Source organism: Micromonospora sp. NPDC051296 (assembly GCF_040682255.1).
GTDB classification, from domain to species: Bacteria; Actinomycetota; Actinomycetes; order Mycobacteriales; family Micromonosporaceae; genus Micromonospora; species Micromonospora craterilacus.
Window position 1 is genome coordinate 23096 of record NZ_JBFBAO010000029.1, and the last position, 7186, is coordinate 30281.

The window sequence follows — 7186 nt, forward strand, 5'->3', positions numbered from 1 at the left end:
CAACGGCCACTTAGTCGTAACCGTGCTCGCGATTAGCGACTCGCCGGGGGCGTCCCTGTGCGCATAGTTCGCGCTGTGGATCTCGCTTACTGTGTCCGAGATCCGACAACCGCGACGACGACTGGCGCGGTGACGGCCGCTATGAGGCGGCTTTGAGGCTGCGATGAGGCGGATACCGCAGACTTCGGCTAAGTGGGACCAGCCATCGCTGGAGCACAGGAACAACCTCCGTGGGAATCACGAGGAGGGTCTGTGATGGTCCGCGGACCAGGACGGTCGCAATGACCAGACGTGGCGTATCGCGCCCGGACGAACCTTCGATCTTCGAACGCCGCGAATCGGTGGTGCGCAGCTACTGCCGCCGCCTCGACTGCATCCTCGACACCGCCGAGGGAAGTCTGGTCCGGGACGTCACCGGCCGGGAATACCTCGACTTCGTCGCCGGTGCGGGTGCGCTGAACTACGGGCACAACGACCCGGACATGCGGGCCGCCCTGATCGCCCACCTACAGCGCGGGGGGCTGTCCCACAGCCTCGACATGTACAGCTCGGCCAAGAGCGCGTTCCTCACGACCTTCGAGTCGCTGGTGCTGCTGCCGCGCGGGCTGGATCACCGGGTGCAGTTCACCGGTCCGACCGGCGCCAACGCGGTTGAGGCCGCGCTCAAGCTCGCCCGTAAGGTGACCGGCCGTACCAATGTCGTCGCGTTCACCAACGGCTTCCACGGGGTGTCGCTGGGCGCGCTGGCGGTGACCGGAAACCGGCACCATCGGGGCGGCCCGCAGAACCCGCTCCACGGGGTGACCCGGATGCCGTACGACGGGTACCTGGGCGACGGCATCGACACGGCTGACCTCCTGGACCGGATGCTGCGCGACCCCTCCAGCGGGCTCGACGCGCCCGCAGCGATCCTGCTGGAGATCGTGCAGGGCGAGGGTGGACTCAACGTCGCGTCGTCGGCGTGGCTACGCCGGATCGCGGAGCTGGCGCGGACCAGTGGTGCCCTGCTGGTGGTCGACGATGTCCAGGCGGGCTGCGGTCGGACCGGTACATTCTTCAGTTTCGAGCCGTTCGGGATCGTTCCCGACCTCGTCGTACTGTCCAAATCGATCTCCGGTTACGGCCTGCCGATGGCACTGCTGCTGATCCGCCCCGAGTACGACGTCTGGCTCCCGGGCGAGCACAACGGGACCTTCCGCGGCAACGTCCACGCCTTCGTCACGGCCAGGGTCGCCCTCGAGAAGTTCTGGTCAACCCACGATCTCGTCGCCGACGTGGCGCGCCGCAGCCAACTGCTCGCCCGTCGACTGGCCGAGGTGGCCGACCTCGTGCCCGGCGCGACCGTCAAGGGACGCGGCATGATGTGCGGAGTCGACGTCGGTTCCGGCCCGCGCGCAGCGACCGTCATCCGCCGCTGCTTCGCGCAGGGGCTGATGCTGGAGACCGCGGGTTCGGACGATCAGGTCGTCAAGCTCCTCCCGCCACTGACGACGCCCGACAAAATCCTGCACAACGGTCTGGACATCCTGCTGGCAGTCACCCGATCCGTCGCGTCGGGGCGCGAGTCGTCCAGCTCTTCCGGCCTGGTCACCGCGTGAGCGGGCGGCCCCGGATGCTCACGAGAGGCAACCGCACCGCGCTCGCGGCCCGTACTCCGCGCCAGACCGTCGGGCCTACCACCGCGCTGGTGCTGACCGCCGAGGGCGTCGACAACCGCGTCCGTTGGCAACCGGGCGAACGGCTGCACCACCTGTTCGAGCAGCGCTGCGACCGGTTCGGGGCCGAGGGCGATCCCGACCATCTGGCTGTCGACGACGGTGAACTACGGATGACGTACGCCGAACTCGATGCCCGGGCCAACCAACTCGCCCGGCACCTGCTGGCTCGCGGTCTGTCCCCCGGGGACCGGGTCGGTCTGTTCGTCGACAAGTCCGCCTTCGCCTACCTCGCCATGCTCGCCGTCTGCAAGATCCACGCGGCGTACGTGCCGATGGACGCCGCCTTCCCGGCGGATCGCATCTCCTTCATCGTCGCCGACGCGGGCGTTCGGACGATCCTCACGATCTCGGCGCTGGCCGACCGCCTGGACTGGGTGGACGTCACGGTGATCCGGGTGGACACAGTGGTCCCATTGGACGAGCAGCGGGATGTCGATCTGCCCGAGGCCCGCCGGATCGGCGGCGACGAGTTGGGGTCGGCGAGCGACGAGCTGGCGTACATCATCTATACCTCGGGCACCACCGGTCTACCCAAAGGTGTCGCCATCAACCAGGCGAACATCTGCAACTTCGTTCGGGTCGCCGCCGAGACATACGGCCTGCGCGCGGACGATCGGGTCTACCAGGGCATGACGATCGCCTTCGACTTCTCGGTCGAGGAGATCTGGGTACCACTGATCTCCGGCGCGACCCTGGTGCCCAGCACCACGGCCGGAGCCCTGGTCGGCCGCGACCTCGCCGACTTTCTCGTCCGGCGCCGGATCACGGCGCTGTGCTGCGTACCGACCCTGTTGGCCACGATCGAGGAGGACCTGCCCGGGCTCCGGTTCGTCCTCGTGTCCGGCGAGGCATGTCCGCCACACCTGGTCGGCCGGTGGCACCGGCCAGGCCGGACCCTGCTCAACGTGTACGGACCCACCGAGACGTCGGTAACCGCCACCTGGACACGGCTGGCTCCCGACCAGCCGGTGACGATCGGCGTCCCCCTGCCGACGTACTCGGTGGTGATCCTGGATGCCGAGCAGCGGGCGCTGCCGCGGGGCGAGACCGGTGAGATCGGCGTCGCCGGTATCTGCCTCTCCCCCGGATACGTGAACCGAGACGATCTCACCGCACGCGCCTTCATCCCCGACCACCTCGGGATCCCGAACAACCCGTCCGGACGGATCTACCGGACCGGTGACCTCGGCCGGATCAACGACGACGGGCAGATCGAGTACCTGGGCCGGATCGACAGCCAGGTCAAGATCCGTGGATACCGGATCGAGCTGACCGAGATCGAGTCGGTGCTGCTGCGGCTGCCGGAGATCGCCCAGGTGGCGGTGACCTCGTACGAGCCGGAGCCGGGCATCGTGGAACTCGCCGCGTTCTACACCCGCCGTACTGGGGGGCCGCCGCTCGACCGCGGGAACGCCCTCGCGGAGCTTCGGGCCCGACTGCCCAGCTACATGGTTCCGGCGTACCTGGAGGAGCTCCCGGATCTGCCCAGGCTGCCCAGCGACAAGGTGGACCGCAAGAGGCTGCCGGCGCCGTCCGGGCCGAGATGGCAGCCGACGAGGTCGTCCGTCGTCGCCCCTGCGGGAACAACGGAATCGGGGCTCGCCGACCTGCTCGCCGAGCTGCTGCGGGTGGAACGGGTTTCGGTCGAGGACGACTTCTTCGCCGACCTCGGGGCCGATTCGCTGATGATGGCGCGCTACTGCACCCGGGTCCGGGAACGGTTCCGTACCGACGTATCGATCAAGGATGTGTACCTGAACCCCTCCGTCCGCGCTCTCGCCGTGGTGGTCGCCGGGGTGCTCGACGCGGAAGCGCCGGCGGAGCTGCCGGAACCAGCGCCGCCACCCCTGCGGGTGCCCCGTGCCCTGGTGTACTACGGCTGCGCGGCGCTCCAGGCCCTCTTCGGTCTGGCGTCCCTGGTGGTGATGTCCGCCGTCGCGGTCGCCGGATACGGCTGGATCACCACCGGTGCCGGGCTGTACGACCGCGCGCTGCGCTCGCTGAGCTTCGGCGTCCTCGCGTTCTGTGCGGCGGTCCTGCTACCGGTGGCGTTGAAGTGGCTGCTGATCGGTAGGTGGCGGGCCCGAACGTTCCCCATCTGGGGGCTCACCTACCTACGGTTCTGGATCGTCAAGCGAGTCATCCGGACCAATCCCATGGTGTTCTTCGTCGGATCGCCGCTGTACTCCCTCTACCTGCGGGCCCTCGGCGCGAAAGTCGGGCCGCGTGTCGTGGTGCTGTCGCGATCAGTTCCGGTCTGCACCGACCTGATCACCATCGGCGCCGCCACGGTGATCCGCAAGGACGTGACCTTCCTCGGCTACCGGGCCGAGGCCGGGTGGATCACCACCGGCCCGATCGGCCTCGGCCGGGGTGTCCAGATCGGCGAGGGCAGCGTCCTCGACATCGACACCGCGATGGGCGACAACGCCCAACTCTGCCACGCCTCCTCATTGCAGGCCGGGAAGGTCGTACCACTCGGCGCCACCTTCCACGGGTCACCGGCGATACCGGCCCGCACCGGCAATCCCCTGCCCGCGCGGAAGGCCTGCTCGCGGGCGCGTCGGGCGTACTACGGCCTCGGCCAACTGCTCGGTCGGGTGCTGGTCGGCACCCAACTGTTCGTGCTCTTGATCGCGCTGGCCTTCGCCATCGACATCAGCACAGTGCCGGGATCGCTGCTGTGGTTCCTCGGCGCGATCCCGATCGGCCTGCTGCTGGCCGTCGCCGTACCCCGGCTGGCAAACCTGTTCCTCGTCGCCGGCCGGGCCTATCCGCTGTACGGGTGGCACTGGATGTGCTTCCAGATCGTCTCCCGGTTCAGCAACGTCGCCTTCTTCAACAATCTCTTCGGCGACAGTTCCTACATCATCGGCTACCTGCGCGCGATCGGCTGGCGCTTCAACCGGGTACAACAGACCGGTTCGAATTTCGGGTCCATGCAGAAGCACGACAGCCCGTTCCTGTGCGACGTTCGCGGCGGGGTTCTCGTCTCCGACGGGCTGGCCATGATCAACGCGCAGTTCTGCAGTTCGTCGTTCGCCCTGTCGCGGGTGACGATCGGCTCGGAGAACTTCCTCGGCAACGGGGTCTACTTCCCGGCCGGAGCGAGGGTCGGGGAGAACTGCCTGCTCGCCACCAAGGTGATGGTGCCGGTCGACGGACCGGTCAGGGAAGGTGTCGGACTGCTCGGGTCGCCGCCGTTCGAAATCCCGCGATCCGTGCGCCGGGACGCCCGCTTCGACGAATTCAAGACCGGGTTGGAGTTCCGTCGCCGGTTGTCGCGGAAGAACCGCTCGAACCTCGCCACCATGGGTTACTTCCTGCTGTCCCGCTGGCTGCTCTTCTACCTCTCGGTCTGGATCGTGGTGGGCGTCGAAGGACTACACGACCCGGCCCGGGTCAACGTCTTCACGGTGGCGGCCGGTATCGCGCTGGCGTTGATGCTCACCATCGGTCAGGTCATCCTGGTGGAGTGGATCATCCTCGGCTTCCGCCGGCTTCGGCCGCTGTACTGCTCGCTCTACGACCGCCGGTACTGGCGGCACGAACGCCGATGGAAGCTCAGCGAGGCCGGGCTCCTCGGGCTCTTCAACGGAACCCCGTTCAAACCGTGGCTCCTACGGCTGCTCGGGGTACGGATCGGCCGCCGCGTATTCGACGACGGCTGTGGAATGCCGGAGCGGAGCCTGATCGAGATCGGTGACTACTGCACGCTGAGCGAGGGGTCGCATCTGCACGCCCACTCGCTCGAGGATGGGACGTTCAAGTCGGACCGGATCCGCCTCGGCAACGGCTGCTCCCTCGGCACCGGTGCGTTCGTACATTACGGCGTTGAGCTGGCCGACAACGTGGTCGTCACGCCCGGCTCCTTCCTCATGAAAGGCAGCAGCGCACCCGCCGGCACCACCTGGCGGGGCAACCCGGCACGACAGGTACCCACCGCCGGTGACCCCGCCCACCCCCGCTCGACCGGGGCGAAGCACCGTCTGGCACCCGCCATCACCACGGCCGGCGGCTCCGCAACTTCCCAGCCGGACCGTTCGGAGATTCCAGCTCAGGCAATGCCCGTCGACCCACCTGCTGCCGCCTGCGCGCCGGCCAACGACGCCGAGGAAAACCTCCTGGCTGCGGTCGTTGCGGGCAGCACTGACGTGCTGGCGCACCGGGCCGCCGATGTCGGTCTCGGTGACGGGGTCGACACGGTGCCCACCCGGTCCGCACCGGTCGAGGAGTCCTGGCCGTGGTCGACGCATGTGCCGGCTCACCAGGATCCGGGCCGGCCGATCATGATGCAGAAGACGATCGGGCCGGACCAGGTCGACAACTACCTGAAGCGCGGACATGACCGGGTATCGGGGTTCGTGCACCGGGCATACGAGGTGGCCCACCTCACCACACCGGCCACGCTGCACGCGGCGCTGGGCCTCGACTACGAGGGCTCGCCGCTACGACGCGACGCCGACGAAGCCCACGTACTGCGCTGGCCCGCCCACCGTCCCAGCCTCTACCGGATCCCCCACGGCGGACAGAACGACATCGCCATGCTGGCAATGGAGGGCTGGATGATCGAACGCGCGCCGTTCCGGGGCAACGGATTCGCACCGGGCGACAACAGCGACGCCATCCCCGAGTTCAAGGTGGACAGCATCCGACTGCCACACGGCTCCCAGCTATGGCAGATCCGCTCCGACGGCACCGAAGCACTGGTCGCGGTCCTCGACAGCGACGGCCCCACCTGGCACCGGGTCGCCACGGCCGGCGAAGGCCCCACCGTCCTGCTCGCCACGGTGCTGCTGCCGGTCCCGCCCGCGTCCCCCGCCCCCGCGTGGCCGGGGGAAGAGGGTTTCGCGTGGCGCACGGAGACCCGCGACGCCGAGCCGCACGTCGCCGTATTCACCCCCCGGCAGCGTCTCGGGGATCACCGGGCTGAGCCGGTGGAGACCGTCGACGTCAAGTTCGCGCAGTTGATCCGCATGTGGCCCGACGCGAGCTTGTCGTCAGTCGTCAACCCAGGCTCCCCGGTCGGCGCCACGCTGCCCGGCGCCCAGATCGTCGCGCTGGCGACCCGGACCGCTGACGTCGGTCTCGCCGACAGGGTCGGCGGTGCGCCCACCGAGCCTGCACCGGCCGAGAAGATCTGGCCCCGGCTGACGTATGCGCAGGTTCGCGGGGATCCGGGCCAGCCGATCATGATGCAGAAGACGATCGGGCCGGACCAGGTCGACAACTACCTGAAGCGCGGACATGACCGGGTATCGGGGTTCGTGCACCGGGCACACGAGGTGGCCCACCTCACCACACCGGCCACGCTGCACGCGGCGCTGGGCCTCGACTACGAGGGCTCGCCGCTGCGACGCGACGCCGACGAAACCCACGTACTGCGCTGGCCCGCCCACCGTCCCAGCCTCTACCGGATCCCCCACGGCGGACAGAACGACATCGCCATGCTGGCAATGGAGGGCTGG

Annotated in this window: 2 protein-coding genes and 2 pseudogenes; all 4 read left to right on the forward strand. The window is 68.6% G+C overall.

The genetic code is table 11. The features are described 5' to 3' along the window. The first annotated feature begins 281 nt into the window (after window positions 1-281). Window positions 282-1598 (forward strand): diaminobutyrate--2-oxoglutarate transaminase, encoded by a 1317-nt coding sequence (gene ectB, locus AB0M52_RS05510; RefSeq protein WP_363949254.1) that lies wholly within the window; start codon window positions 282-284, stop codon window positions 1596-1598. Window positions 1599-1612: 14 nt separating this feature from the next. After that, a pseudogene (locus AB0M52_RS05515) lies at window positions 1613-5635 on the forward strand (Pls/PosA family non-ribosomal peptide synthetase); the annotation flags it as partial. Window positions 5636-6001: 366 nt separating this feature from the next. Further along, a pseudogene (locus tag AB0M52_RS05520) lies at window positions 6002-6448 on the forward strand (hypothetical protein); the annotation flags it as partial. A 60-nt stretch (window positions 6449-6508) separates the two neighbouring features. Next, a partial coding sequence (locus tag AB0M52_RS05525) for an SseB family protein (RefSeq protein ID WP_363949259.1) occupies window positions 6509-7186 on the forward strand: 678 nt, incomplete at its 3' end.